At 30.3% G+C, this 24,226-nt stretch carries 27 protein-coding genes and 1 riboswitch; of the genes, 14 read left to right on the forward strand and 13 right to left on the reverse strand.

The genetic code is table 11. The features are described 5' to 3' along the window. The first annotated feature begins 105 nt into the window (after window positions 1-105). From B2G86_RS07870 to B2G86_RS07890, 5 genes are all read left to right on the forward strand, one after another. Window positions 106-1,254 (forward strand): betaine/proline/choline family ABC transporter ATP-binding protein, encoded by a 1,149-nt coding sequence (locus B2G86_RS07870; protein WP_078357579.1) that lies wholly within the window; start codon window positions 106-108, stop codon window positions 1,252-1,254. 13 nt (window positions 1,255-1,267) lie between these two features. Continuing rightward, entirely contained in the window at window positions 1,268-1,903 is a 636-nt protein-coding gene (locus B2G86_RS07875; protein ID WP_078357580.1) for an ABC transporter permease, read from the forward strand. A gap of 15 nt (window positions 1,904-1,918) precedes the next feature. Then, window positions 1,919-2,869, forward strand: a complete 951-nt coding sequence (locus B2G86_RS07880; protein ID WP_078357581.1) for an osmoprotectant ABC transporter substrate-binding protein — start codon at window positions 1,919-1,921, stop codon at window positions 2,867-2,869. A 2-nt stretch (window positions 2,870-2,871) separates the two neighbouring features. Next, on the forward strand, window positions 2,872-3,561 hold the full coding sequence (locus B2G86_RS07885; RefSeq protein WP_078357582.1) for an ABC transporter permease: 690 nt from the start codon (window positions 2,872-2,874) through the stop codon (window positions 3,559-3,561). A 171-nt stretch (window positions 3,562-3,732) separates the two neighbouring features. Next, window positions 3,733-4,557, forward strand: a complete 825-nt coding sequence (locus tag B2G86_RS07890; protein WP_078357583.1) for a DUF6612 family protein — start codon at window positions 3,733-3,735, stop codon at window positions 4,555-4,557. Between the two features lie 567 nt (window positions 4,558-5,124). Here the strand turns inward: B2G86_RS07890 and sagB are convergent. Continuing rightward, the gene (sagB, locus tag B2G86_RS07900) at window positions 5,125-6,063 is read right to left on the reverse strand and encodes a peptidoglycan release complex glucosaminidase SagB (RefSeq protein ID WP_078357584.1); all 939 of its coding nucleotides are present in this window, start codon (window positions 6,061-6,063) and stop codon (window positions 5,125-5,127) included. A 188-nt stretch (window positions 6,064-6,251) separates the two neighbouring features. Beyond that, the gene (locus B2G86_RS07905; protein WP_017000846.1) at window positions 6,252-6,473 is read right to left on the reverse strand and encodes a hypothetical protein; all 222 of its coding nucleotides are present in this window, start codon (window positions 6,471-6,473) and stop codon (window positions 6,252-6,254) included. 290 nt (window positions 6,474-6,763) lie between these two features. On the opposite strand from B2G86_RS07905, the gene B2G86_RS07910 reads away from it, so the two are divergent. Both B2G86_RS07910 and B2G86_RS07915 read left to right on the forward strand, forming a co-directional pair. After that, a complete protein-coding gene (locus B2G86_RS07910; RefSeq protein WP_078357585.1) occupies window positions 6,764-7,240 on the forward strand; it encodes a sigma-70 family RNA polymerase sigma factor in 477 nt (158 codons plus the stop codon). Between the two features lie 76 nt (window positions 7,241-7,316). Continuing rightward, complete coding sequence (locus tag B2G86_RS07915; RefSeq protein WP_237687658.1) at window positions 7,317-7,769, forward strand: competence protein ComK; 453 nt, start codon at window positions 7,317-7,319, stop codon at window positions 7,767-7,769. 53 nt (window positions 7,770-7,822) lie between these two features. Here B2G86_RS07915 and B2G86_RS07920 read toward each other — a convergent pair whose 3' ends face one another. Then, entirely contained in the window at window positions 7,823-8,656 is an 834-nt protein-coding gene (locus B2G86_RS07920) for a DUF5996 family protein (protein WP_078357586.1), read from the reverse strand. Window positions 8,657-8,677: 21 nt separating this feature from the next. Beyond that, complete coding sequence (locus B2G86_RS07925; protein WP_078357587.1) at window positions 8,678-9,133, reverse strand: hypothetical protein; 456 nt, start codon at window positions 9,131-9,133, stop codon at window positions 8,678-8,680. A 98-nt stretch (window positions 9,134-9,231) separates the two neighbouring features. Here B2G86_RS07925 and B2G86_RS07930 point away from each other — a divergent pair, with 98 nt between their 5' ends. Further along, window positions 9,232-9,909: a helix-turn-helix domain-containing protein gene (locus B2G86_RS07930; protein WP_078357588.1), complete on the forward strand. Its 678-nt coding sequence runs from the start codon at window positions 9,232-9,234 to the stop codon at window positions 9,907-9,909. Here B2G86_RS07930 and B2G86_RS07935 read toward each other — a convergent pair. After that, window positions 9,900-10,532: an HAD-IA family hydrolase gene (locus B2G86_RS07935; RefSeq protein WP_078357589.1), complete on the reverse strand. Its 633-nt coding sequence runs from the start codon at window positions 10,530-10,532 to the stop codon at window positions 9,900-9,902. The two genes, B2G86_RS07930 and B2G86_RS07935, sit on opposite strands and share 10 nt — an antisense overlap. Window positions 10,533-10,598: 66 nt before the next feature. Then, window positions 10,599-10,988: a hypothetical protein gene (locus B2G86_RS07940; RefSeq protein ID WP_198644275.1), complete on the reverse strand. Its 390-nt coding sequence runs from the start codon at window positions 10,986-10,988 to the stop codon at window positions 10,599-10,601. A 209-nt stretch (window positions 10,989-11,197) separates the two neighbouring features. Here B2G86_RS07940 and B2G86_RS07945 point away from each other — a divergent pair, with 209 nt between their 5' ends. Beyond that, window positions 11,198-12,547, forward strand: a complete 1,350-nt coding sequence (locus B2G86_RS07945) for a PepSY-associated TM helix domain-containing protein (RefSeq protein WP_078357590.1) — start codon at window positions 11,198-11,200, stop codon at window positions 12,545-12,547. Between the two features lie 91 nt (window positions 12,548-12,638). Here B2G86_RS07945 and B2G86_RS13420 read toward each other — a convergent pair whose 3' ends face one another. The 3 genes from B2G86_RS13420 to B2G86_RS07955 all read right to left on the reverse strand — a co-directional run bounded on the left by B2G86_RS13420 (window position 12,639) and on the right by B2G86_RS07955 (window position 14,649). Beyond that, complete coding sequence (locus B2G86_RS13420; RefSeq protein WP_170167665.1) at window positions 12,639-12,803, reverse strand: hypothetical protein; 165 nt, start codon at window positions 12,801-12,803, stop codon at window positions 12,639-12,641. A 94-nt stretch (window positions 12,804-12,897) separates the two neighbouring features. Further along, the gene (locus tag B2G86_RS07950; protein ID WP_078357591.1) at window positions 12,898-13,761 is read right to left on the reverse strand and encodes a cation diffusion facilitator family transporter; all 864 of its coding nucleotides are present in this window, start codon (window positions 13,759-13,761) and stop codon (window positions 12,898-12,900) included. A gap of 177 nt (window positions 13,762-13,938) precedes the next feature. Beyond that, window positions 13,939-14,649: a transaldolase gene (locus B2G86_RS07955; RefSeq protein ID WP_078357592.1), complete on the reverse strand. Its 711-nt coding sequence runs from the start codon at window positions 14,647-14,649 to the stop codon at window positions 13,939-13,941. 197 nt (window positions 14,650-14,846) lie between these two features. On the opposite strand from B2G86_RS07955, the gene B2G86_RS07960 reads away from it, so the two are divergent. The 4 genes from B2G86_RS07960 to B2G86_RS07975 are packed head-to-tail and all read left to right on the forward strand — an operon-like array spanning window position 14,847 to window position 16,795. Then, a complete protein-coding gene (locus B2G86_RS07960) occupies window positions 14,847-15,695 on the forward strand; it encodes an MBL fold metallo-hydrolase (RefSeq protein ID WP_078357593.1) in 849 nt (282 codons plus the stop codon). A gap of 46 nt (window positions 15,696-15,741) precedes the next feature. Then, window positions 15,742-16,044 (forward strand): hypothetical protein, encoded by a 303-nt coding sequence (locus tag B2G86_RS07965; RefSeq protein WP_078357594.1) that lies wholly within the window; start codon window positions 15,742-15,744, stop codon window positions 16,042-16,044. Between the two features lie 41 nt (window positions 16,045-16,085). After that, entirely contained in the window at window positions 16,086-16,451 is a 366-nt protein-coding gene (crcB, locus tag B2G86_RS07970; RefSeq protein ID WP_078357595.1) for a fluoride efflux transporter CrcB, read from the forward strand. Further along, the gene (locus B2G86_RS07975; protein ID WP_078357596.1) at window positions 16,448-16,795 is read left to right on the forward strand and encodes a fluoride efflux transporter FluC; all 348 of its coding nucleotides are present in this window, start codon (window positions 16,448-16,450) and stop codon (window positions 16,793-16,795) included. The genes crcB and B2G86_RS07975 overlap by 4 nt, the downstream gene beginning before the upstream one ends. Before the next feature lie 710 nt (window positions 16,796-17,505). Here B2G86_RS07975 and B2G86_RS07980 read toward each other — a convergent pair. The 4 genes from B2G86_RS07980 to metK form a co-directional block, all read right to left on the reverse strand. Continuing rightward, a complete protein-coding gene (locus tag B2G86_RS07980) occupies window positions 17,506-18,348 on the reverse strand; it encodes an aldo/keto reductase (protein WP_078357597.1) in 843 nt (280 codons plus the stop codon). A gap of 28 nt (window positions 18,349-18,376) precedes the next feature. Then, a complete protein-coding gene (locus B2G86_RS07985) occupies window positions 18,377-19,759 on the reverse strand; it encodes an NAD-dependent succinate-semialdehyde dehydrogenase (RefSeq protein ID WP_078357598.1) in 1,383 nt (460 codons plus the stop codon). Window positions 19,760-19,817: 58 nt separating this feature from the next. Further along, a complete protein-coding gene (locus B2G86_RS07990; protein WP_078357599.1) occupies window positions 19,818-20,729 on the reverse strand; it encodes a nuclease-related domain-containing protein in 912 nt (303 codons plus the stop codon). A 276-nt stretch (window positions 20,730-21,005) separates the two neighbouring features. Beyond that, window positions 21,006-22,199: a methionine adenosyltransferase gene (gene metK, locus B2G86_RS07995; protein ID WP_078357600.1), complete on the reverse strand. Its 1,194-nt coding sequence runs from the start codon at window positions 22,197-22,199 to the stop codon at window positions 21,006-21,008. A 101-nt stretch (window positions 22,200-22,300) separates the two neighbouring features. Next, window positions 22,301-22,413: riboswitch (SAM riboswitch) on the reverse strand. Between the two features lie 181 nt (window positions 22,414-22,594). Between metK and pckA the strand changes: the two genes are divergently transcribed. Then, entirely contained in the window at window positions 22,595-24,193 is a 1,599-nt protein-coding gene (pckA, locus tag B2G86_RS08000; RefSeq protein ID WP_078357601.1) for a phosphoenolpyruvate carboxykinase (ATP), read from the forward strand. The last annotated feature ends 33 nt before the right edge of the window (window positions 24,194-24,226 follow it).

A 24,226-nucleotide genomic window follows, 5' to 3' on the forward strand; every position in this document is an offset into this window, starting at 1 on the left:
CAGATAAACATAGAATTCATACTATCAGTACCTTTTATAAATATGCAACATATATGTTATAATTATGAATGTTAATATTTTGAATTTTGATAAAGGAGAAGTGTTATGTTATCTATAGAAGACTTAACTAAAGTTTATCGTGGCGGTAAAAAAGCAGTAGACAGTATCAATATGGAAATTGAAACTGGTGAATTTATAGCATTTATCGGTACTAGTGGTAGCGGGAAAACTACTGCATTAAGAATGATCAATCGTATGATAGAACCTACAAGTGGAACTATCATGTTAAATGGAAAAGATTTAAGCAAGATGAATCCAGTGAATTTGAGAAGGAATATTGGTTACGTAATCCAACAAATCGGATTAATGCCACATATGACAATACGTGAAAATATTGTTTTAGTTCCAAAATTACTTAAATGGACGAAGGAAGATAAAGAGAAAAAAGCTAAAGAACTTATTGAACTTGTCGACTTACCTGAGTCTTATTTAGATTTATACCCATCTCAATTATCTGGTGGACAACAACAACGTATTGGTGTTGTAAGAGCCTTAGCAGCTGATCAAGATATCATCTTAATGGATGAACCTTTCGGGGCATTAGACCCAATTACAAGAGATACACTTCAAGACCTAGTTAAAACATTACAACAAAAACTAGGAAAAACGATTATATTTGTAACACATGATATGGATGAAGCAATTAAATTAGCTGATAGAATTTGTATTATGTCTCAAGGTGAAATCATCCAATTTGATACACCGAACAATATATTAAAAAATCCAGCTAACGACTTTGTTCGTGAATTTATCGGACAAAACAGATTAATACAAGACAGACCTAACTTAAGAGTTGTAGATGACGCTATGAAGAGCCCAATTACTATAACTTCTGAAAAAACAATCGACGAAGCTGTAATTTTAATGAGAGATAGACGTGTCGATACTTTATTTGTTACTAATGATAAAGGAAAGCTTGTTGGTTATATAGATATAGAAGATATAAACGAAGGACATCGTAAAGGTGCAGATATTATTGATATTATGCATCGAGATATTTATACCGTAAAAACTGGTACAATGCTTCAAGATTCAGTACGTACTATATTAAAACGAAATGTTAGATTAATCCCTGTCGTAGATCATCAATATTACATAAAAGGTGTTATAACAAGAGCGAGTTTAGTTGATATCGTTTACGATTCAATTTGGGGATTATCTGAAGAAGAAGCACAAAAAAGTGATATAAAATAAGGAGTGAATAATAGTGATTGAATTTTTACAAGTTAATGGGAATGAACTTATCCAAAAAACACTAGAACACTTCTATATTTCATTATCTGCTCTATTATTAGCTATGCTAGTAGCTATACCTCTAGGCATATTGTTAACAAGAACAAAAACAATTGCCAAAGTTGTATTGTCTATAGCCAGTGTTCTTCAAACAGTCCCTTCATTAGCAGTATTAGCTTTAATGATACCTTTCTTAGGTGTTGGTAAACTTCCTGCAATTCTTGCGCTTTTCATTTATATTTTATTACCTATTTTAAATAATACGTTTATAGGTATTAAAAACGTAGATAAAAATGTAAAAGCAGCAGGTTCAAGTATGGGTATGACTAGATTCCAAGAAATGTTTATGGTCGAATTACCATTAGCAATATCAGTCATAATGAGTGGCGTTCGATTATCTAGCGTTTATGCAATAAGCTGGGCAACATTAGCTAGTTTCATTGGTGCTGGTGGTTTAGGTGACTTTATATTTAATGGTTTAAACTTGTATCAACCAGATTTAATAATTGGTGGTGCGATAAGTGTTACATTAATCGCACTTATTATGGACTTTGTATTATCCAAAATAGAAAATTGGGTAACACCAAAAGGATTAAAAGTTTCAAGATAAGGAGGAAATTGAAACATGCATAGATATTTTAAATTGTTATTGCCGATCATGGCTTTATCTATCATTTTATCTGGATGTTCCCTACCCTTTCTTGGAGCTTCAGGTGATAAAAACTCAGTAAAAATTGGTATGCAAAACACAAGTGAATCTCAAATAATGGGACATATGGATAAACTTATGATTGAACATGAAGCAAAAAAAGATAACGTAGACGAAAAAAATATTCAGCTCATTAATAACTTAGGTTCATCTACAGTTACATTTAACGCACAGAATAATGGTGATGTTAATATTTCGAGTGCAAGATATACTGGTACTGACTTAACTGGCGCTTTAGGTAAAGACCCTATTACAGATCCAAAAAAAGCTTTGAAAGTAGTACGAGATGCATTTGATAAAGATTACAACCAAAAATGGTATGGTTCTTACGGGTTTGAAAATACTTATGCCATGATGGTTACAAAAGAAACAGCAAAGAAGTATAATCTAAAAAAAGTTTCAGATATGAAAAAAGTTGCAAACAAACTAGAAGCTGGTGTTGACTCATCTTGGATGAAACGACCAGGTGATGGTTATCCAGCATTTAAAGAAAAATACGGTTTCGACTTCAAAAAAACAAGACCAATGCAAATTGGTTTAGTGTATGATGCACTAAATACAGGTAAAATGGATGTCGTATTAGGTTATACAACAGATGGACGTATAGCTAGTTATGATTTAGTTGTACTTGAAGATGATTTACAATTTTTCCCACCTTATGATGCAAGTCCTTTGGTTTCAAAATCTTTATTAAAAGAAAAACCATATGTTGACCGTGCAATGAACAAATTAAAAGGAAAAATATCTACAGAACAAATGCAAAAATTAAACTACGAAGCAGACAACAATCTTAAAGAACCTGCTGTTGTTGCAGAAGAGTTTCTAGAAAAGAACAATTATTTTGATGATAAAAAGGATGGTGAGTAATAATGGCTGAAGGAAATGTATGGTCACAATTAGTAGATTATTATGCAACAAATGGCGGATATATATTTCAACTATTTCTAGATCATTTACTCATTTCTGTTTATGGTGTGCTATTTGCGGTTATAGTAGGTATACCAATTGGAATTTTTATTGCTAGATATTCCAAATTGTCAGGTTTCATTATTTCCATAGCTAACATCATTCAAACTATGCCAGCACTTGCACTTCTAGCAATTTTAATGCTTGTTATGGGACTTGGTGCTAACACTGTTGTTATGACAGTCTTCTTATATGCCCTGCTTCCAATTATTAAAAATACTTATACAGGTATTAAAAATGTAGATTCAGGTATTAAAGATGCAGGTAAAGGAATGGGAATGACTTCTAAACAAATTTTGACAATGGTTGAACTTCCACTCTCATTATCAGTAATGATTGGTGGAATTAGAATTGCATTCGTTATCGCAATTGGTGTTACAGCAATTGGTTCGTTTATTGGATCATCAACACTTGGTGATATCATAATCAGAGGAACTAATGCTACTGATGGTACTTCACTTATTCTTGCAGGTGCAATACCAACTGCTTTATTAGCTGTACTAAGTGATTTATTATTAGGTTATATCGAGAAAAGACTAGATCCAACTAAGAGAAAGCAAAAAGGACCACAACCTCAAACACTTTCGGAGTGATAAAAAATGAAATTTTTATTTAAAGTAATTACTGCTACAATTGTTATTTTCATACTTTCACCTAAGAAAAAACTTAAATAAATTTATTAATAGCAAAAGTAATTATATAAATCTTTGCTATTAATATTTGGTTAATGTTAATATTGTTTAAAATATAAAGGAGGAATTAGTATGAAATTCAGAGTATTAGGTAGTTTATTTTTATCTTCATCATTAATATTAGCGGCTTGTGGTAATGGATCTGATAGTTCAGATTCTGATACTAAATCAGAGAAAAAAGAAGAGAAAAAAAGTTCAAGTCAAGTTGTTAAAGACTTACAAAGCAATGCTAAAGACGTAAAAAGTTATCACACAGATAATGAAATTAAAGTATCTGCTAAAGACCAAGAAAGTCAAACTGTTAAAGTCGGCATGGATGTTGATGAAAAAGAAACAGCTAAATTAGCAATGGATCAAGCTGGTCAAAAAATGACAATTTACGTTCAAGGTAAAAAAATGATCGCAAAAGTTGATGACCAATGGGTAGACCTATCTTCTCAAGTAGAAGACATGAATATAGATAGCTCATTAGAACAACTTAATTATGAAAAATACGCTAAAACATTAAATTCCTTCAAAGATTCTAAAGCTAAAAAAGTTGACGATGGCTATGAACTTACATATGACATCAAAAACAAAGAAGATTTTACTAAGCTAGCAAATGCTTCAGGTAACAAAGACCAACTTAAACAATTCGAATCTGAAGTTGATAAAGTATCTGGTAAAGCAGTATTGAAAGTTAATAAAGATAACGAAATTGATTCATATAAATTAGATGCAAAATTAACTAAAGATGACGAAACAGCAAATATGGAAACAAACGTCACTTATGACAAAATAAATGAAGTTAAAGAAATTAAAATTCCAGATGAAGCTAAAGACGCTAAGAAAATAGAAGATTTACAAGGCGGTTCTTCAAGCTCGTCATCATCAAGTAGTTCAAACCAAGCTTCATAAGTTAATTTGATATAGTAAAAAGACCAACAAAGTTCAGACTTTGTTGGTCTTTTTTACTTCTCTAGAACTGCTTTTAACGAACCCCTTATCAGCAATTTTACATGGAACTGCTTTTAACGTACCCCTTATCAGCAATTTTACTTAGAATTGCTTTTAACGCACCTCTTATCAGCAATTTTACTTAGAATTGCTTTTAACGAACCTCTTATAAGCTTAACCGCCGAAAGAATGCGTATTTAAATAGATATTTCCAACGATTTGGTACGTGCGGACGCCTGAGGGAATAGTATGGGTGAGAGACTACAGACTCGAGCCATACCCCTAGGCAAGCATGTACGTACAAAATCGTAAGATTGTATAAAAATAGATTATTAGTAACGATTTTGTAGTGCGGACGCCTGAGGGAATAGTATGGGTGAGAGACTACAGGCTCGAGTCATACCTCTAGGCAAGCATGCACATACAAAATCGTAATATAAAAAATAAGCATATCACTGTAAAACTGAAACGATCAGTTAAGTGATATACTTATTTATTTTGAGTTAGGATTTATCTCCTAAGCACGCTTTATTTATTTTTTTGTTCTTCTTGTTTATCTAGCTTTTCGTCTAATGATTTTACTGACAAGGATTTGTCTGTATCTTTGTATTTATATACAATATAATACTTTCCTTCTGTCTTAAGTTCTTCATAAAAATCTGATATGATACGCGCATTACTTTGTGCCCATTTTATATCTGTTGCATATTGATGTACACCTGGTTTTTTAGGATTCCATCTCATGCTATATAATGTATTCTGGTCTGGATTGGATAAATAATGGTCATGAATGAACTTAGCTCCACCTGAAATAGCTTTTTGCGGAGTATCCCAATCTCGTTTTTTAGCATACCTTGCACCAGTACCTATTGGATCATTATCTAATGCACCTACACCATAAAAATTATAATATTTTTTGCCATCAGATTTTTCTTTAGACTTCGTGACTTTACCTTTATCTGTAAGTAATACACCATTCGCTAATTCACTGTGATGATTCCCAGTTTCTAAAATAGCATGAGATATTAAATACACTTCGTTCACATGCTCTTTTTTAGCTGCTTTTAGAAATTCAGTTGTATACTTTTCAAGTACTTCTTGTTCTCTTAGCATATGATGGATTCTTTTTTCTTCAATACCTTGATATTCAGATAAATTCAAGAATTGGTAAACTTGCTTTTCATCATTTAGTATTTCTTCAACATTCATTACTTCATGAATTTCACTTCTCGAAGCATTTTTCCAATTGCCTGACTCTGTTGCTACTTGCATTTTAGTATCATTTTTATATTGTTTATTTACTGCTTTACTTAAAGTTAATGGTACTTCTACATTATCTTCTTGTTTATCTACTTCATAAAACTTCAAATGATCTGAAATCAAATAATAAAACAGGCCAACAATAATTGATAAGACTAATAATAATACAACTACATTTTTAATTGTTTCTAGCCTGGCATTTTTCATCGTTTCACCTCAAAAATTTGTATACCTATACTTAATCATAATCTATTACCTAATTTTTACAATTTAAAAAAGTTCACTCTCTATATTCTATAGGATTAGACTATAATATTCAAAAATAAATATGTTACATTTTAATTACTATTATATTTCAAAAAAAAAAAGCAAACATTCTATGAAAGTATGTTTGCTTATTTATAAGGTGTGTAATCCATAAATATAAATGACATTGCTGCTGATCTATTTTTATAGTTGTAATGACTAAGATTAATTGTTCCCTCTTCTTCGCCGTTTCTATAATTCATAAATCTATTCACGTTATTAATCATAACAAAATCAGCATTATCTCTTATATTATTCAATTCATTATTTCGTGCAAAAAAATGTTCTAAATTTAGATGTTCGTAATCCATATGATGAGCCTCCTAATCTTTGCCCCCAATAAAACATATGTCCATATATATCCAAATATACACGTTTATAAGGTAATTGTAAATCTTTTAAATCTTTATTTCTCACCTATTTTTTTAATGAATTCTTCACTTTAATGTGCATTTTTTATGATATTAATTATATCTTTTTCAACTATTGCTAATTTACTTTAATTATTTCACTAATTACAAATTTTAAAGCTATTTTATTTTAATTTACAATACTTTTATCCGGAAATAAATCTGTGTGCATGCCCACTGCAAAGGACAACATGGAAGATTATAACTTTAACTCTTATTACTTAAAATACGAAAAAATGATTCATCATTTACTACACCGTTACAATATAAAATATTGCTATGATGATTATTTCCAACTCTTGCTTATAAAGCTATGGGATTTATTAAAAACGTTTGATAAATCAAAAACAAATACGATGGATAAATATATCTATACTAAATTAAAGTTCTATTTAATTGATTGTATAAGAAAAAACAGCAAAGAAATGAACCGCTTCATACCTACTTCTCATGATATTATGTTAGATCAAAGTTTTGTTGAACATTATAATTGTGAAATGTATAGCATGCTTGAAATTTTATCACCAGAGGAACTATTGTGGTTTAAACTAACGTTACAAGGATTTTCAACTCAAGAGATTGCAATTCATTTCAATAAAAGTGAATCGACAATCAAGTATTATAGAAAGAACGCTAGAAATAAGTTGAAATGTCATTTTTTATTTTAGGTACAATGATATGTCATCACAATACAATCAATAACTTTCCATTATTAGTATTATCACTAATAGAGGTGACTTAACAATGATGAATATCAACCCAAATATGACAGTCATTCAACACTCAAAAAATCCTAAATATAAATACCAAATCGAATATATAGATCATTCAATTTTAAATACGAATCTTTCTATTCATTTACTTTTAAACGATGCATTAAAAATTGAGGGTGCGAATATGAAATCAAGAGAACAATATGCAAAACATATACTCAAAATTTCAAAACTCATCCCTGTTATGATTTATGCATCTCAAGATTTTGTTCTTTTTCCAACGAGCGCTAAAAATCATATTAATTATATGATGATAAATAGTAAGCATATTACTAATATTGAAGCGTACAAATGTTATACAAGACTCTTATTTAATAATGACACCTCAAAAATTATAAAGCATGATTTTCATACCATAACTAAGAAAATGGGAGAATCATTACGGCTCATACAATATCAAAAACATCACATATTCAAGCAATAAATTTATATACAAAAAACAGCCAGATAATGAATGTTTCATTGTCTGGCTGCTTTTTATTGTTCGTTATGTGTTAGTTTACTGCTTACACCTGATAACAATGCTTGATATGCACTGTTAAAGAAAGTAAGTAACACTTCATCTCTTCTTATGATGCTTTGTAAATCTTCTTCATATATTAAGAAGCTACCATCTTTACCATTATATTCTGCATAAGAAGGCTCTACTTGTTTTAAGTTAATTTTATCTTGCTTAAATGGATTAATCTTTATAATATAATAAGGAGATTCTCTATATTTATCTCCAAAATAATAGCATAAAGAAACTGTATAATCTTGATTACCTTCTATATAAAATATAGACGTGATATCAAATTTATCCCAAAACAACCCTGTTTTAACATCTTTAATATTTCTTGAATGTAAAAATTGGTAATGGTCATACTGAGCTTGTTGCATAAGTCTTAATGCATGATATGCTGTTTTAGGATTAAATACGCGTTCTTTATCATCCTGATCCAATGTTTTTTCATAAGGAATATTATATGGTTTCGTATTAATTTTAATATTTATTCCGTTGTCAGACAGTGTATCAAATACAAAATCGTAATATTCTTTAATAGTTTGTCCAGATTCTAAAATAATAGATTCTTCTTTTCCATCTATTATAATGATTAATAGCTGATCTAATAAGTCTAAATTGATTTCAAACTCATGCCCATCTTTTTTTAATACGCTTGTAGATAACCCTACTTGATTAACGGTTAACATCACGTGTTTATATAACGGTTCAGGTTCTTTTACAGCTAAACAACATTTCCCCATTATTTGTGCTATATACCTAATCGTAGCACGTGTATCACGCCATTCATCAAAATATAACAAGCTCATCTACGACACCCCCTAGTTAATCTACATTAAATCTTTAAACCTTCTAGCTATAAGTAAACGCCTTGTAAAATAAGCATTAACCCATTTAATTCCTTTGTATCCAATGAAAAATAAAATGATACCAATTACAAGATATAGTAATTGCAAAGTCAGTGCAGTACTTATTGGTTTAGTAAAGTATAAAGTAAATGTCCCTAACACTAACAATGCAGCAGTAATGAGAATACCTGCCATAAGTACGTTGCCAAATAGCAATCCACCTAAAGTGAATACTTTATAAAAGCTACTTGGTGGTGATGCTTTTTCTATTATTTCATCTTCTACAAAATGATTTACAAACTTACTAGGTTTACCATACTTTTCAAGTAAACGTTCTTCTCCATTAACATTTAACTTTTCTTTAGCTATATTTTTTTCTTTTTTATTTATAAACCATAATTTTTTATAAACAATGGATTTGTATTGTTCATTATTCATTGTACACCTCTAAAAAGTCATTAATATTATAATTATAACATTAAATAAAGTAAGCGTTGTTAAATTTTTAGAAATCAGACTATGAAGGGAATTATATAATGTTTACATTTGAAGTGAATCAAATTCATAATGAGGATATATATATTTATAATTATGAGCATTTATCAATAATTTACGTAACAGATGGAGAAATTCAAGTGTTCTATCACTCATTAAACAAAATATCTCATTTTAAAAAAGGTTTTTGTTGTATCGTACCTTTTGATGAATATAGTTATATCAATGCTTTATCTGGTTCTGTAATTATTCTCACATTAAATTATTTTCTGATTTTAACGTTGGCAAATAATATTTACCCTCGTTTATTATCAATAGATTATTCTAAACTATCTCATTTAAAAAATGACGCTACAACAAAAAAACATCTACACCTTTTAGCTCAACACTCACCATTTAATGCCTCAAGTTTAAACACTCAAATTTCATTTAGTATTATTACGATATTAAATATTTTGTCAAAAAGTATAAATGAAGTTATGGATTTAACAGAACAAAAATTAAAACCTAAAAATATTCATTGTTGCTATCACAAAGACTCTATGATTGTTAGACTATTTGAGGCTTCAGTTGAATTACTTAATAATCCACAAAAATCAATTGCACATATCGCAATTGATTATGGTTTCTGTGATCAAGCTCATTTTACAAAATTATTTAAAAAGCATCGAAATATGACACCTCATACATTTAGACAACAGTATGCTTTCTATAAATAGAGGTCTATAATTTCTTTTGCTTCTATATCTTTATTTAATATCTTTAAATCATCAAAATTCAAATCTTCTGTTATTTCATGTGTAATGACAATCACATCCATACCAGCATCAATAGCCGCTTGTGCCCCATTTGTTGTATCTTCAATTGCTAAGCATTTATTTGGTTTAACTTGAAGATCATGTGCTGCTTGAATATATAGTTCTGGATTTGGTTTTACAAATGCAACATCTTCACGCCCTTTTACAACATCAATATATTCATCTAATTCTAACCTTAAAACGTTTGGCATAATATGTTCTTTATAACTACTTGTTGCTATCCCCATTTTCAAATGGTTTTTATGTCCATATTCAATCAAGTCTTTAACAACTGGTTTCATAGATAGTGATTTTGTTCCTTCATAATGATCTTTAAACATTTCTTCTAAAGCTAACTCAGAACCTAGTGCATTTAGGATTTTATTATCTAATTCTTTAGAAACAGAACCTATAGAACTTTTGTATTCTTCTAAACTTATTGGTTCGTTATTTTTATTAATAATATGTTTATTTAAAGTGTTAAATAAGTTTATTTCTGTATCTATAATTGTGCCGTCAAAATCAAATATAATTGCTTCGTACATATTCTTCACTCCGTTCTAAAAAATAAAGAGGCTGAGACGATTAAATTGTCCAGCCTTTTATAATAATTATAATTCTTCTGATTTAAGTGTCAATTCTAAACGATCGATAATATTTTCTAATTGGATTAGACTAAGCGCTTTATCTTTCGCTATTTGCTCTCTATTTGAAGCAAGAAATTGCACTATGACTTGTAATGGAATTATTGCAGCCTCTTGAGTTCCATCATTATCAATTATAAACAAACCATCTGATTTGCTTAAGTTTAGTTCGTTTTGTTTTTCTGTGGGTAAATCATTTTTAAAATATACTGCACCATGTGGGAAAACTTTATGTTTTCTCTCTTCTAAACTTGTTACAGCTTCATGGAAATTTTCTTGATTCAAACCATTATAGAATTGTTTAATTATTTGTTTACGATCTTTTTTATCGTTGTATAATTTTAAATTACTTAACATACTCACTCACCTCATCCTGTTTCATCAATTTTAACATTTTATACTGAATTTTTTGAGTATTTTAATATTACATTTTCAAGTCATTTATTACATATTTATCCTATTTTCACCAAAGGTTCATAATTAACTTATATATCTTATTGTAATTCAATATAAAAAATTATACCTTTAAATTGTTACATTATTAATTTGAAATTGAGGTTTAAATTATGCATAAAATTTTTAGTCCTATAAGAAGATTACATTTTTACGCTGCTTTCTTTATTACACCATTATTATTAACACTCTCTCTTACAGGTATTGGTTATTTATTTTATACAAATGTAGAAAATAATATTTACCAAGATGAGTTCTTTTCAGATAGTCATACTAAAGGACATCAATCATTAGATGATGCTATACAAGAGATAAGAGATGTATACAAAGGCTATGAAATACAAAAAATAAGTATTATGGACGAGCCATATAATAATAGAGTAACTATTGGAAATGAAGATGGTGAATCAAGATACATATTCTTAGATGAACATAACCAAAGAGTTGCTAATCAAAATGCAAAATTTACATATTCTAATGTGTTAAGAGAAACACATAGTTCACTTATGGTTGGAGGAAGTTTTGTAAATTACTTAGTAGAGTTAGCAGCATGTTGGACAATATTCATGATTATATCCGGCGTGTATTTAACTTTTAAATCTAACGTATTGAAAAAAACAAAAAAGAAAACTTCATTTCTATTTAATAGACGAATACATGCCATAATAGGATTGATTATAGCTATTCCTATTTTTATCATCGTCTTAACAGGATTACCTTGGTCAGCATTTATGGGGAAACAGATAAATCAGTTTGCTGAAGAACATCCTAAATTAGGTTATTCAGCATTAAAAGCTACGCCACCTGAATCTGAAGATAATGAACTACCTTGGGCAACAAGAAATAAAGAAAAACCATCATCAAAAAAAGATCCACATGCAGATCATCATGGAGCAACTAGCAGTGTAATAGGAGCAGAAGGACAGCAAAGTCTTGAAAGTATTATATCACAAGCTGAAAATGCTAAAGTAAAAAAACCATTTTCAATCGTGTATCCAGCAGATGATAAAGGTGTGTTTACAGTTTCTAAAAGCAGTAATACTGGAGTGACTGGTTTAGACGTTGCACCTAAAGAAGAAACAACAGCATACTTCGATCAATACTCTGGAAAACGCTTAGGTCAAGTAGACTACGAAGATTATGGAATCGTCGGCAAATGGTTTAGCTTTGGTATACCATTACATGAAGGACATTTATTTGGTACTGCTAATAAAATTATTAATTTAATAGTATGTCTAACATTTATTGCAGGAATTATATTTGGATTCCTGACATGGATGAAACGAAAAAATGCCAGCTCATTCAGTGCACCACCACAATTGAAAGGCAGCATACCATATGGTCTAATAGCGTTTTTAATAGTTTTAGGAATCATAATGCCTTTATTTGGAGCGTCACTAATAGTCGTCGGTATTGTTGAATACTTTATCTGGAAAAAGCAAAAGAAAATTTCTCAAAAATAAGAAATTAAATATAGAAAAATGCCTACAAAGCTCAAACTTTGTAGGCATTCATTTTATGGATTTAAAAATCATCATTAAATGAAGATTAGTTTTAGTTATTACTTTCATCATAATCACTACATACCGCTTCTAACAAATTTTTCAAATCATTATCGTCCATATCATCTGGAACACGTACTTTAATTAAATGATTTTGATCTGTTATCACATGAAAATAATGATGATCATTTTCAAAGCCTTTACCTAGTATTTGCATGAATAACATCCCCTTTAGATATTTTCAATACCAATACTTTTATATTATCATACTTATTTATATTAAAATGAAATTAAATTACAAATATATTATTTTACAAATTTGGTTCAGCATGTACATATGAAGAATAAACACCTGCTTCACGCAATTGATTTTCGACTAAATCACATATATCATGGGCTTCATCGAGTGTTAAATTTTTATCTACAACGATTGTTACATCTAAAAATACACTATTCCCATGATATCTTCCTTTTATGGATGGAATACCAATTACACCTGGGATATCTTCAATTTCTTCTATATAATTATTTAAATCTTGTTCATGAAAGCCGTCGCTTAACGTAAAAATAGATTCTTTGAATATTGTAAAACCTGTATAAACAATAATGGCTCCTAGTATAACTGCTAAAATTACATCGACTATTGGAAATCCAAATTGAGTAAATATTAGCCCTATTCCTGTTCCAATACTGACTATTGCATCTGATAAATTATCTTTAGCAGCAGAATTTAATGAAGTACTTTTTGTTTTTTTAGATAATTTTGAGTTAAACAAATATACGCAAAACATAATAACACCACTCAACATACTTACCCAAATTGTTAATGTACTTGGCTCACTATAATCACCCTGTATTATTTTAGGGATATTAGTAGATATAACTTCAATACCTACGAACATGATGATGAATGATACGATTAACGTTGTAATGTTTTCAGTTTTCATATGTCCATAAGGATGGTTTTTATCTGCAGGCTTGATTGAAATTTTCAAACCTATAATAACTGCAACTGAAACAAAAATATCTGTTAAATTATTTAAACTATCCGCTCTTAATGCTGATGAATTATAAGTTGTACCTACAAAGTATTTTAAAATTGATAAAATTATATAAGTTACTAAACTTATATATGCCCCTCTTTGTGCAATTCTCAAATTGTTAGCCATATTCAACACTCCATTTTTTCACTGAAGTTTGATTATATAACAAAATTTAATACAAAGTAATGAATTAGTTATAGTAAAATAATATAAATTATTTTGCTTATTTATGTTTTAGGTATACCTATTTTAAAAAATCAAAAATAAAAAAACAAGCCACTAAAAGTGACTTGCTTTTAAATCTCTTGATTAAAGAATGCTTAATCCACTTTCTTTAATATCTTTAGCGAATCCTTTTACAGTATCCACTGATAATTCATTAACATCTCTACCAATGTTTGGTACTTTTGCTACTACGTCTTTTGGACAAGTGATGATATCTACACCGATTTCATCAGCTTGGACTACATTGAATAATTCTCTACAACTAGCCCATAGCAATTTAACGCCTTCTTTACTGTGACAAACTTTTTCTGATTCTTTCATTAACGGTAATGGATCTACACCTGTGTCTGCAATTCTACCAGCAAATACTGATACGTACGTTTCAACACCTGGTTTAATTACATCTACTATTTCTTTTACTTGCTCTATTGTATAAACAGCTGTTACGTTTACTTTTACGTTATTTTCAGAAAGCTGTTTAATGAGTGGAATCATTGATTCACCTTGAGTATTTACAACTGGGATTTTAACGAATACATTTTCACCATATTGTTTTAATATTTCAGCTTCTTTAGCCATTGTTTCTATATCATCTGCAAATACTTCAAATGATATTGAAGCATCTGGAATTGCTTTAACTACTTCTTCAGCAAATGTTTTATAATCTGTAACGCCAGCTTTTTTCATTAAACTAGGATTAGTTGTAAAACCGTCTACTTCTTTATTCTTATACGCTTGCTTCATTTCCTCGATGTCTGCACCATCTGCAAATACCTCTACTTTAAGATTACTCATGAAATTCATTCCTTTCTAACTTATGTGAATTTATCGTACCACATTTTGCAATCGCTTACTAAGTTATTTGATTTAAATAACATTTCTTGAGTTATTATAAATGTTTTTTAAGTCGTTTTATGTCATAATTAGCATAAATATAAATTTAAAAATAATTGTAAGTAATATAAAACCAATTACTTAGGTGGTGTATTTTGATGGCTGAGAACTTAGAAACTATTAAACACTTCAAGCTATATACAACTGGATCCTTTTTAGGTGACGAAGCAGTCATCAATAGTAGTAATAAAAGTCTAGTTGAACGGTACTATATCTTCTCATATTATTTAGAGATAAATGATTTTAAAATATTAATAAATACTGGCTTTTCTGAACATGTTAAACCAAGTACAGACTTAAAAACTTTAAAGCTTTTTCATAGACAAGACTACAAAATATTCGAAACCTTGCCTAGTCAATTATTAAAGGATCATGTGCACCCTGATGAAATAGATTATTGCATAATTACTAACTTTGCTAGCCACCATATTGGCTATTTAAATGCTTTTAAAAATGCTACTATCATTACTTCAAACGAAGCTTACCATGACTTCATTACTCAACAAGTATCTAATAATAATCTTCAATTAAGTTTTCACGTAATGCCTGATGATTTTAAAGAACGCATTGAATTTATAGAAGACTTTGTACAGACTGAACATCCTATTTTAGGCAAAGGTTATAAAGTATTTAATCAAGATGCAATTGTTAGTTACAATCTACCAGGTGCAATGCCAGGACAGTTCGGATTAATGCTGGAGTTTTCAAATTTAATTATTTTTATGTGTAGTGATGCTGCTTGGTGTCGCTCAAATATTGAAAAAAATGTTTTACCAACTAAAAGATTATTGCGTAATGCTTATAACGGTGAACTTTTCATTGAAACTCACTCTAAGTTAATAGATTTAAAAAAAGAGATGGAGCCACCGTTTTTCATTATCCCTAGTCACTGTAAAAAGATGGATGATTTTCAAGAAGTAATGCAATTATTAGATGCAATAAAATAACTTGTATGTTAATATTGACGATTATATGGAATTTTTGGAGGGCATCATGGATAAAGCTAAACGCTATTTTTATATATCAGTTGTACTCATAATTATAAGCTTATTTTTAAGTGCGCAGAATCCACTTATTGAAACAATGTTTGGATCCTTAGTTTCACTTGTGTTAATAAGTAGTATTTTAAACGGTATTTTGATACTTATTGCAGTTATTACTACTGATAAGTCAATAAAGCATCAAACTGATGAACACAAAACAATTTCTAAATTAAATAAACTATTACCAATTGTTCTATTCATCGTCATTATTTATCACATTGTCGTTATAATTAAATTCTTTGGAATAATTTAAGAGAAACATTATGTTTCTCTTTTTTTAATGAGGAGGTTTATATGAATTATTTAGCTATATTTATAGGCGGTGCTTTTGGTGGAGGTTTAAGGTATTTAGCATCATTGGTCATTTCAAATACTACATTCCCTTTCTCAACTCTACTTATAAATGTAATCGGTGCTTTTCTAATGGGTATTTGTTCAACTTACTTTATAAATTATTTTAAAGCACATCCAAATATCAAAAAAATGATAACAACTGGGTTTATTGGCGCTTTCACTACATATTCTTCACTCAGTTTAGATACTGTCGTTTTATTAGAAAATGGTCATTTTCTATTGGCCAGTCTATATTTAATCACTAGCATGTTACTTGGATTTATCTTTATAGCACTAGGTTATAAGAAAGGATCAAAACATTCATGACACTTATATACATTATGATAAGTTCAGGTATTGGCGCAGTATGTAGACAGTTTGTTAATGTTACGCTTACTAAATATTTTGCCTATTCATTTCCTATAGCAACTTTAGTCGTTAACATTCTTGGTAGTTTAATGATAGGTTTTGTTGCACAGTATTTAAATTCAAGCTCATTAAGTTATGCAATAATTGCGTTAGGATTTTGTGGAGGATTCACTACTTTTTCAACACATATTTTAGAAATTTATGAACAATATTTATTAAAATCATATAAAAAGCTTATAATCTATTTATTATTAACAATTATACTTTCGATTGGTTCTTGTTATTTAGGCTATCATATTTAAATACAATCTTACAATTTTGTTCGTGCATGCTTGCCTACCTTTTTATACAATCTTACGATTTTGTAAGTACATGCTTGCCTAGGGGTATGGCTCGAGCCTGTAGTCTCTCACTCATACTATTCCCTCAGGCGTCCGCACTTACAAAATCGTTGCAAATATTTATTTTATATAGAAAACAGGTTTTTCTAAGAGTTAGCTAAATGATTATCATTAAAATGCTAGGACATTTATGTCAAAGGCAATTAATCTTAAGTGTCTATATTTACATAAGTTGAGAAAAGTGTAAGCAAGGGTATCCATATTCACATAAGTAGAAAGACGTGTAAATAAGGATACCTATGTTAACACAAGTCAGTAGAAGTGTTAGCAAAGATGTCCATAGTCACAAAAGTGGAAAGAAGTGTAAGTAAGGATGCCTATATTAACACAAGTCAGTAGAAGTGTTAGCAAAGATGTCCATAGTCACACAAGTCGAAAGAAGTGTAACTAAGGGTATCTATATTCACACAAGTCGAAAGAAGTGTAACTAAGGGTATCTATATTCACACAAGTCGAAAGAAGTGTAAGCATGCGCATAAATAAATATCAACAAAGTCTAAATTTCCCAATATGATTTTCATAAAAAATAAGAGCAGAAATTCATTATTAAAATTGAATTTCTGCTCTTATAAAATTTTCTAGGACAAATATATCCTAAGCTCTGATTTATTTTATTTACCTGTGAAAGATTCTGGGTCTGGACCAATTCTTTCATCTTTATTTAAAGCATTTAATCTTGATAATTGGCTATCTGATAATTCAAAATCAAATACATTTAAATTTTCTTCTATTCGAGATGGTGTCACTGATTTTGGTATTACAACGATATTCTCATCAATATTCCATCTTATAATGACTTGTGCAGGTGTTTTACCTAATTCATTTGCTATTTCTTTAACAACTTCATCTTCTAATATTTGTCCATTCATTAATGGAGACCATGATTGTGCTACAATTTTTTGAGCTTCTAAGTATGTTCTCAAATCTTTTTGAATTAAATAAGGGTGACATTCGATTTGATTAATCACTGGTTTTATAGAAGCTTCTTGCAACAATTCTTCTAAATGATTGACATGGAAATTACTTACACCTATATTTTTAATTTTCCCTTCATTATATAGATCTTCCATGGCTTTCCATGTTTCAGAAATCAAAGCTTTATCTTGACCTGGCCAATGGATTAAATATAAATCAACATAATCTAAACCTAATCTCTTTAATGAAGCTTCATATGCTGATTGTACATTTTCTCTACCATAATCTGACATCCAAAGTTTAGTTGTGATAAACAAATCTTCTCTGTTTAAACCAGCTTCCTTTAAACCTTCTTTAATACCTTGACCTACTTTTTCTTCGTTTTGATAAGTTTGTGCAGTATCAATATGTTTATAGCCACTAATTATTGCATGTTTAACAGCTTCTCGACATTCATCATTATTTTCCACTCTAAATGTACCTAATCCTAGCGCTGGTATGCTATTACCGTTATAAAACTCAACTAATTTCTGTGTCATTATATTGCCTCCTGGTTTCCTTAAATACTTAGATTAATATTGAAACGACTTTAGTCTCAAGGTAAGGTTCTATACCTTCAGAACCGCCTTCTCGTCCAAAGCCACTTTCTTTCATGCCTCCGAATGGTATATGAGCAGCACTTGGGCCACCATCATTCCATCCAATTACACCATAATCTAAGTTCTCATACAATTGTATACCAATACTATAGTTCTCTGTAAAGAAATATGCTGCAAGTCCAAATGGCGTATCGTTAGCTTTTTGAATAACTTCATCAATTTCTTTATATGTTGTAATTGGTGCTACCGGTCCAAATGTTTCCTCAACCATAATTTGCATATCGTCAGTTACATCTGCAAGTACTGTAGGTGTTATATAATAACCACCATCTCTATAGCTATCTCCTCCTGTTACGATTCGTGCACCTTTACTTGTTGCATCGTCTATATGAGATTTTATTTTTTCAAATCCATCTGCATTAATAACCGGTCCAATATCTGTAGATTCATCTTGACCATTACCTACTTTTAATTTACTTACTTCTGATCTTAATGACTCTTCAAATGAATCTTTAATGGATTCATGAACATAAATTCTATTTGCACAGACACAAGTTTGACCCGCATTTCTAAATTTTGAAGCAATTGTTCCTTTAACTGCTTTATCAATGTCTGCATCTTCATGGACTATAAGTGGCGCGTGACCTCCTAGTTCTAAAGTCACTTTTTTAAGTGTAGAACTCGATTGTTCCATTAATTGCTTACCAACTGGTGTAGATCCAGTGTATGTTATTTTTGAAATCAATGGATGCTTAGTAAATATTTTCCCTATATCTTTACCTGTTCCATTTACATATTGAATTACATCTTTTTCAAAACCAGCTTCATGAGCTAAATCAACTAATTTCATAGTCGTAAGTGGCGTATCCTGTGCAGGTTTACATATAAATGTACATCCTGCTGCTAATGCCGGAGCTGCCTTTCTAGTCATCATTGCTGCTGGGAAATTCCAAGGAGTTATACTAGCGACGACTCCAACAGGCGCTCTCGTTACAATTAATCTCTTATTATCTACATGTTCTGGTATTGTTCTACCATAAGTACGTTTTGCTTCTTCAGCAAACCATAAAATATAATCAGTCGCATATTTAACCTCACCTTTAGATTCTTTTAAAGGCTTTCCACTTTCCTTAGTCATAGTTAAAGCAATTTCATCTATGTTTTTTAAAATCAATTCATACCATTTATACAATAAAGCACTTCTATCGTGGGCAGGTTTCTTCTTATAATCTTGGAATACTTCATGTGAACGTTTAATTTTTTCATTAATTTCATCTTCACTATTATTTTTTAACGTTTCAATCACTTCACCAGTTGCCGGATTCTTAACATCAAATTCTTCATTTCCCATTTTATATTCCACCTTTTTTATATAAAAATAGCGCTACATAATATGCAGCGCTTTGTTTCTAAGGATTAAACTTTTCAATTTCATCCATAATTCTTTCAAGGTCTTCCACACTATATTGGAATCTACCATGGAAGACAAATTTATTAAAGAAATGTTGTAGTTGTTTTTCTCCTACTAACACTTTAATGTTAGGATCTTGTGAGTAATTACTTATAGTAGCTTCACTCACTTCATTAGGATGGAAGTATATGATTGGTGTTGGTGTATATTTAAGTTCCAGTTGTCGTTGTAATTCTTCTGTTGTACCATCAACTTCTTTAACTTCATCAGTATATGAATGAAATGCTGCAGTTTTATTATTTGATTGTTTTTCTAGTAATAACGTTTGTTCTTTATTTGGATTTAAATCCAAAGTTCCAAAAACTTGTCCTAATACTGGAAAATCATTAAACTGCTGTTCTGTAATACCGTGATAGATGTGACCACTTACTAAATTTGAGTCAATAACATAAATGCCTGTTCTAGTTAATACTAAATGGTCTATTTGTCTTACTTTGCCTAAAGGATCTTTAGGTAAAAATATATTAGCCATTATATGCATATCTTCAGGTCTAATTCTACGTTCATTTACAAGTTGATCTCTTAATTCTAATAAATGTCTATCAGTTATATATTCCCCTTCATTCTTGGAAAATAACTTTAATGAGTCAATTTCTCTTTCTTTTTGTGAAATTTCTTGTTGATGTGATTCTTTTTGTTTAGTTAGAACCTTTTTATTCTCTACTCTTTCATGATCTAACTTCTCTTTGTGCTCAGATTTTAGCGACTCGTTTTGTTGTTTATGAGATTCTTGAATCTTAGTCAAAGATTTTTTCTTTTGTTTTAACGAAACAAAGAATAATATAATAAATAATATCGCAATAACAACTGCTGCGATTAATCCATAATGAATCGGTTCTAATTGACTCATAATTGCAGATCGCTCCCTTTCATAAGTATTACTTCTATTATAGTAAAAAATTCAAATTAATTCAGTATTTATCATAAAATATATTAATTATCCCATTATATTTTTTAATACTTCGTACATTTGAATAGTTATTCCTCACTTTAATAGTAAATTAATTTAATTTCCAATAAAAACACTTTAAATAACATGTACAAAACCTATAAGCAAAGTCCAATGTTTGCAGAAATTAAAAAAGCACTGTATAAAAAGGTAATTTTTTATACAGTGCTTTTTAGTTTATTTAAGTAAATCTTTTAATAAGTCTACTTTATCTAATTCTTCCCAAGGTAATTGAACATCTGTTCTTCCAAAATGTCCATATGCTGCAGTTTTTTTATAAATAGGTTGTCTTAAATTCAGCATTTGTATAATGCCTGCAGGTCTTAAGTCAAATACTTCTCTAATTTTTTCTACTAAAGTTGTTTCTTCAACTTTACCAGTTCCAAATGTTTCTATTGATATTGAAACTGGCTGAGCCACACCTATTGCATATGCTAACTGAACTTCACATTTGTCTGCAAGTCCACTAGCGACAATATTTTTAGCTACATAACGCGCTGCATAAGCTCCTGATCTATCCACTTTAGTTGGATCTTTCCCACTGAAACATCCACCGCCATGTCTAGCATAACCACCGTATGTATCTACGATAATTTTTCTTCCAGTTAATCCTGCATCACCTTGTGGTCCACCAATTACAAATCTACCTGTTGGATTAATAAAGAATTTAGTTTCATCATCTAATAATTCTTTAGGAACGATTGGGTAAATAACATGATCTTTAATATCTTGTTGTATTTTTTCTAGTTCAATTTTTTCATGATGTTGTGAAGAAATAACAATTGTATCAACTCTTACAGGTTTATCATTCTCGTCATATTCAACTGTTACTTGTGTCTTACCATCTGGACGTAAATAATCTAAAGTGCCTTCTTTACGAACATCTGTTAATCGTTTAGCTAATTGATGTGCTAAATAACCTGGTAACGGCATATAAGTTTCTGTTTCATTTGTTGCATATCCGAACATAAGCCCTTGGTCTCCTGCACCAATAGACTCAATTTCTCTATCTGTTAAGTCATCTCTATCTTCTAACGCACAATCTACACCTTGCGCTATATCTGGAGATTGTTCATCAATTGCAGTTAAAATTGCCATTGTTTGAAAATCATAGCCATATTTTGCTCTCGTATATCCTATATCTTTTACAGTTTGTCTTACTACTTTAGGTATATCAACATATGTTGAAGTTGAAATTTCACCTGCAATTAAAGCCATACCTGTTGTTACTGTTGTTTCGCAAGCGACTCTAGCTTTAGGGTCACCTTTTAATAATTCGTCCAAAATTGCGTCAGAAATTTGATCCGCAATCTTATCTGGATGCCCTTCTGTTACTGATTCAGATGTGAAGAGTCTTCTATTCTTTAACATAAAAAATCTCCTTTAAATAATGTTGTACGGTCTCTTTCTCTGCGCAAATAAAAAGTGCCCTCTCTCAATAAAAATAGAGAGAAGGCACACTCGTCCATTCGCTCTTATCGTTCAGACAATATTGGTCTGCAAACGGTTTGGCACCTTTCTTTCAAATAGAAAGAGGTTGCTGGGTTTCATTGGGTCCATGTCCCTCCACCACTCAGGATAAGAGAATCCGTCAAAGACGATAATACTAGAGTTTTCTGATTATGTCAATGCAACGAAATATAATTCAATTGTCATAAATTTTTAAAATAAATTTTCCTATTAGTATAGACTATATATTTTAATGTGTTATACTAATTCCATGAAAATGCTTACAACACTAATATAAGACATGGGGGTCGTCATTTATGGCAATACAGTCAATTACAGAATCAATCGAACTTTCTAACCTTCTTAATAAGGAAACTACACACAAACAACTCTCTAGAACTGAATTATATAGTCATATTCTAGAATCTGGTGAAGGGGTATTAACTGAATCTGGTGCTATTAGAATGGAAACAGGGAAATATACCGGACGTTCACCTAAAGATAAATTTATTGTAAAAGAAGCAGATACAGAACAAGATATTGATTGGGGAACAATCAATCAACCTATCTCAGAAAATAGCTTCTTAAATTTATATGATCAAGTTATTGACTATTTAAACCAAAAATCACAACTTTATGTCTTCAATGGATATGCTGGTGCAGATGAATCATCACGCTTAGATTTACGTGTGATTAATGAGTTACCTTGGCATAATCTATTTGCTCAAAATATGTTTATACGTCCTGAAACTAAAGAAGATGCACTTAATATTAATCCTAACTTTACTGTTATCAGTGCACCTGGATTTAAAGCAAATCCAGAAAAGGACGGCACAAACTCTGAAACATTTATTATCACTTCATTCAAACATCGCGTTATATTAATTGGTGGTACTGAATATGCTGGTGAAATGAAAAAAGGTATATTCTCAGTTATGAACTACTTGTTACCTAAAAAAGGCATTATGAGCATGCATTGCTCAGCTAATGTTGGTTATAACAAAGATGTCGCTTTATTCTTCGGTCTATCTGGAACAGGTAAAACAACTTTATCTGCTGATCCAAATAGAAAACTTATCGGAGACGACGAACACGGTTGGAATGAGAATGGAGTCTTCAATATCGAAGGAGGCTGTTACGCTAAAACAGTAAGCCTTAGTCGAGAAAAAGAACCACAAATTTATGATGCAATTCGATATGGTACAGTATTAGAAAATGTAGGTGTTAAATCTTGTGGATCAGTTGATTACAACGACACTTCATTAACTGAAAATACTAGAGCAGCATACCCTATCGATTTTATAGATAATATTGTAACACCATCAATTGCAGCTCATCCAAATACAATCATCTTCTTAACAGCAGATGCATTTGGTGTATTACCTCCAATTTCAAAATTAGATAAATCACAAGCGATGTATCACTTCTTAAGTGGATTTACATCTAAATTAGCAGGAACAGAAAGAGGCGTAACGAGTCCACAACCTGTATTCTCAACTTGTTTCGGCTCTCCATTCTTACCATTACATGCGACAGAATATGCAGAATTACTAGGTAAATTAATTGACGAACATGATGTAGATGTTTACTTAGTGAACACTGGCTGGACTGGTGGAGAGTATGGTGTAGGTTCTAGAATGGACTTAAAACATACACGCTCAATGATTCGTCGTGCAATAAGTGGAGAAATCAAAAATTCTGAATTTGTTAAAGATGATATTTTTGGTCTAAATATTCCTAAACACGTTTCAGGAGTACCATCAGAAATATTATACCCACGTAATACATGGGTATCAGCAGAAGCATATGATGAAAAAGCTAAACAACTTGCTTCAGATTTCAAAGAAAACTTCTGTAAATTTGGAGAAACTTCAGAACACATTCAAGCAGAAGGCGGATTTACTTTTAATCGTTAAAATTAACCCCATGTATAAAAAAACCTTAAAGTT

Source organism: Mammaliicoccus fleurettii, assembly GCF_002018435.1.
Lineage (GTDB): Bacteria > Bacillota > Bacilli > Staphylococcales > Staphylococcaceae > Mammaliicoccus > Mammaliicoccus fleurettii.

Excerpts from the sequence above, each read along its gene's own strand:
- B2G86_RS07870 (WP_078357579.1), top strand. The coding sequence starts at position 106 with ATGTTATCTATAGAAGACTTAACTAAAGTTTATCGTGGCGGTAAAAAA.
- B2G86_RS07880 (WP_078357581.1), top strand. The coding sequence starts at position 1,919 with ATGCATAGATATTTTAAATTGTTATTGCCGATCATGGCTTTATCTATC.
- B2G86_RS07885 (WP_078357582.1), top strand. The coding sequence starts at position 2,872 with ATGGCTGAAGGAAATGTATGGTCACAATTAGTAGATTATTATGCAACA.
- B2G86_RS07890 (WP_078357583.1), top strand. The coding sequence starts at position 3,733 with ATGAAATTCAGAGTATTAGGTAGTTTATTTTTATCTTCATCATTAATA.
- sagB (WP_078357584.1), bottom strand. The coding sequence starts at position 6,063 with ATGAAAAATGCCAGGCTAGAAACAATTAAAAATGTAGTTGTATTATTA.
- B2G86_RS07905 (WP_017000846.1), bottom strand. The coding sequence starts at position 6,473 with ATGGATTACGAACATCTAAATTTAGAACATTTTTTTGCACGAAATAAT.
- B2G86_RS07910 (WP_078357585.1), top strand. The coding sequence starts at position 6,764 with ATGGAAGATTATAACTTTAACTCTTATTACTTAAAATACGAAAAAATG.
- B2G86_RS07915 (WP_237687658.1), top strand. The coding sequence starts at position 7,317 with ATGATGAATATCAACCCAAATATGACAGTCATTCAACACTCAAAAAAT.
- B2G86_RS07920 (WP_078357586.1), bottom strand. The coding sequence starts at position 8,656 with ATGAGCTTGTTATATTTTGATGAATGGCGTGATACACGTGCTACGATT.
- B2G86_RS07925 (WP_078357587.1), bottom strand. The coding sequence starts at position 9,133 with ATGAATAATGAACAATACAAATCCATTGTTTATAAAAAATTATGGTTT.
- B2G86_RS07930 (WP_078357588.1), top strand. The coding sequence starts at position 9,232 with ATGTTTACATTTGAAGTGAATCAAATTCATAATGAGGATATATATATT.
- B2G86_RS07935 (WP_078357589.1), bottom strand. The coding sequence starts at position 10,532 with ATGTACGAAGCAATTATATTTGATTTTGACGGCACAATTATAGATACA.
- B2G86_RS07940 (WP_198644275.1), bottom strand. The coding sequence starts at position 10,988 with ATGTTAAGTAATTTAAAATTATACAACGATAAAAAAGATCGTAAACAA.
- B2G86_RS07945 (WP_078357590.1), top strand. The coding sequence starts at position 11,198 with ATGCATAAAATTTTTAGTCCTATAAGAAGATTACATTTTTACGCTGCT.
- B2G86_RS13420 (WP_170167665.1), bottom strand. The coding sequence starts at position 12,803 with ATGCAAATACTAGGTAAAGGCTTTGAAAATGATCATCATTATTTTCAT.
- B2G86_RS07955 (WP_078357592.1), bottom strand. The coding sequence starts at position 14,649 with ATGAGTAATCTTAAAGTAGAGGTATTTGCAGATGGTGCAGACATCGAG.
- B2G86_RS07960 (WP_078357593.1), top strand. The coding sequence starts at position 14,847 with ATGGCTGAGAACTTAGAAACTATTAAACACTTCAAGCTATATACAACT.
- B2G86_RS07965 (WP_078357594.1), top strand. The coding sequence starts at position 15,742 with ATGGATAAAGCTAAACGCTATTTTTATATATCAGTTGTACTCATAATT.
- crcB (WP_078357595.1), top strand. The coding sequence starts at position 16,086 with ATGAATTATTTAGCTATATTTATAGGCGGTGCTTTTGGTGGAGGTTTA.
- B2G86_RS07975 (WP_078357596.1), top strand. The coding sequence starts at position 16,448 with ATGACACTTATATACATTATGATAAGTTCAGGTATTGGCGCAGTATGT.
- B2G86_RS07980 (WP_078357597.1), bottom strand. The coding sequence starts at position 18,348 with ATGACACAGAAATTAGTTGAGTTTTATAACGGTAATAGCATACCAGCG.
- B2G86_RS07985 (WP_078357598.1), bottom strand. The coding sequence starts at position 19,759 with ATGGGAAATGAAGAATTTGATGTTAAGAATCCGGCAACTGGTGAAGTG.
- B2G86_RS07990 (WP_078357599.1), bottom strand. The coding sequence starts at position 20,729 with ATGAGTCAATTAGAACCGATTCATTATGGATTAATCGCAGCAGTTGTT.
- metK (WP_078357600.1), bottom strand. The coding sequence starts at position 22,199 with ATGTTAAAGAATAGAAGACTCTTCACATCTGAATCAGTAACAGAAGGG.
- pckA (WP_078357601.1), top strand. The coding sequence starts at position 22,595 with ATGGCAATACAGTCAATTACAGAATCAATCGAACTTTCTAACCTTCTT.